Below are 2,226 nucleotides of genomic sequence, written 5' to 3' on the forward strand. Positions count from 1 at the left end.
CCTGCTGCTCGGCCTCAGCGGCTTGCTGCGGCTCCTCGCCGGGGCCGGGTCGGCCGCGCCGGACGGTGGAGGCGGTGCGGCGGCCGAGCCGCTCACCGCGCTCGACGAGGTGCTCGCCCTGCCGGCGGGCGTGGGCGATCATCTCCTCGCCCTCGGGCGTCCAGATCCCCCGACCGTCGCGGCGCGCCTCGATAGCCACGTAGCCCACGACGACGAGGCCTGCAGCGACGCACAGCAGCATCGCGATCACGACAGCGGTCATGAGTCCAGGGTGCCTCACCCGGGTCGCTATACCAAGCGCAGCGGCGGCGGGTCAACCGATTCACAGGGAACCTTGAGCCGGCGCACAGCGGGTGGCCCCGCTGCCGCACCGCGGCCGGCTCCTCACGCCGGCTGCGGCTGCAGGTCCCGCATCCGCTGGGAGACCACGGTGGTGATGCCGTCGCCGCGCATGGAGACGCCGTAGAGGGCGTCGGCCACCTCCATGGTGCGCTTCTGGTGGGTGATCACGATCAGCTGGCTGGCGTCGCGCAGCTCCTCGAACAGCGTGAGGAGCCGGCCGAGGTTGGTGTCGTCCAGGGCGGCCTCCACCTCGTCCATGATGTAGAACGGGCTCGGCCGGGCCTTGAAGATCGCCACCAGCAGCGCCACCGCGGTCAGCGACCGCTCACCCCCGGAGAGCAGCGAGAGCCGCTTGATCTTCTTGCCCGGGGGCCGGGCCTCCACCTCGATTCCGGTGGTGAGCATGTCGTCGGGGTCGGTGAGGGTGAGCCGCCCCTCGCCGCCGGGGAACAGCCGGTCGAAGACCCGCCGGAACTGCTCGGCGGTGTCCTCGAAGGCCTCGGCGAAGGCACGCTGCACCCGCTCGTCGACCTCCTTGACGATGCCCAGCAGGTCCTCCTTGGAGCGGCGCAAATCCTCCAGCTGCTCGGTGAGGAACTTGTGCCGTTCCTCCAGCGCGGCGTACTCCTCCAGCGCCAGCGGGTTGACCTTGCCCAGCGAGCTCAGCCGCCGCTCGGCCTTGCGGAGGCGCTTCTCCTGCTCCTGGCGGACGAACGGCACGCCCTCCGGCTCCGGCTCCGTCTCCCCCTCGCCGTCCTGGTCCGCGGCCGCGTCACCGGCCGTCACCGGCGGCACCGGCTGGTCGGGGCCGTACTCCTCGACCAGCACCTCGGGGTCGACTCCCAGCTCCTCGACCGCCTTGGTCTGCAGCGCCTCGATGCGCAGCCGCTGCTCGGCCCGCGCCACCTCGTCGCGGTGGACGGAGTCGGTGAGCTCGCGCAGCTCCTCGGAGGCCTCGGTGACCTGGCCGCGTGCCGTGGCCAGGCCCGCCTCGCGGCGCTGCTGCGCCTCCCGGGCGCGGTCACGCTCGGCCCGGGACTCGACCAGCAGCCGCTCCACCTGCCCGACGAGGTACTGCGCGGCCTCGGCCACGGCGGCGGCGACCGCGCTCTCCTGCTCCCGGCGGCGGCGCCGCGCCGCGGCGCGTTCCCGGGCGGCCAGCTCGTTGCGGGCTGCGGCCTCCAGGGAGTCGGCCCGTCCCTGCAGGGCCCGCGCGCGCTCCTCGTGGGTGCGCAGCCCGAGCCGCACCTCGGTCTCTCGGGACCGGGCGCGGGCGGCGGCCTCCGCCAGCCGCTCGCGCTCGTCGGTGCTGGGCTCGGCGTCCTCGGGCTCCTCGTGCTCGGCGTCGCCGAGCCGCTGCTGCAGCTCGGCGAGCTCGGCCTGCCGCTGCTCCAGCTGGGAGCGGGCCTGGGCGATGGCCGCCGTGGTGCGCTCCTGCTCGCTGCGCGCCGACCGGGCGGTGCTGCCCAGCTGGCCCAGCTTCTCGGCGACCGCGGCCATCCGGGCGTCGTTCTCGTGCAACCGCCCCAGCGTCTCCTCCGCCTCGGCCTCCCGGCCGGTCAGCTCCTCGGTCGCGGCCGACAGCGCGAACGAGGCCCGCTCCTGCCGGGCGGTCACCTCGGCCAGCTCCTCCTGCGCAGCGGTGAGCGCAGCCTCCACCTCCAGCAGGCTGGGCGCCGAGGCGGAGCCGCCGCGCACCCAGCCGGGCCCGTAGACGTCGCCCTGGGCCGTCACCGCGGTCAGCGCGGGGTCCCGGGACCGCACCGCCCGGGCCTCGGCGGCGTCAGCCACGAGCACGACCCCGGCCAGCAGCTGCGCGGCCGCCCGCCGCACCGGCTCCTCGCCGTCGACGACGTCGATGGCCCACACCCCGCCCGGCGCGGG

2 protein-coding genes are annotated in these 2,226 nt (G+C 75.4%); both read right to left on the minus strand.

Translation table 11 applies throughout. The features are described 5' to 3' along the window. Positions 1–262 (minus strand): hypothetical protein (locus GFJ45_RS15885; protein WP_153399021.1); only part of this gene is annotated, 262 nt, incomplete at its 3' end. Between the two features lie 122 nt (positions 263–384). Further along, positions 385–2,226, minus strand: a 1,842-nt coding sequence (locus GFJ45_RS15890; protein WP_153399024.1) for an AAA family ATPase, incomplete at its 5' end; no start/stop codon positions are given.

Origin of the sequence: Ornithinicoccus halotolerans (genome assembly GCF_009602535.1) — a bacterium.
Classification (GTDB): domain Bacteria; phylum Actinomycetota; class Actinomycetes; order Actinomycetales; family Dermatophilaceae; genus Ornithinicoccus; species Ornithinicoccus halotolerans.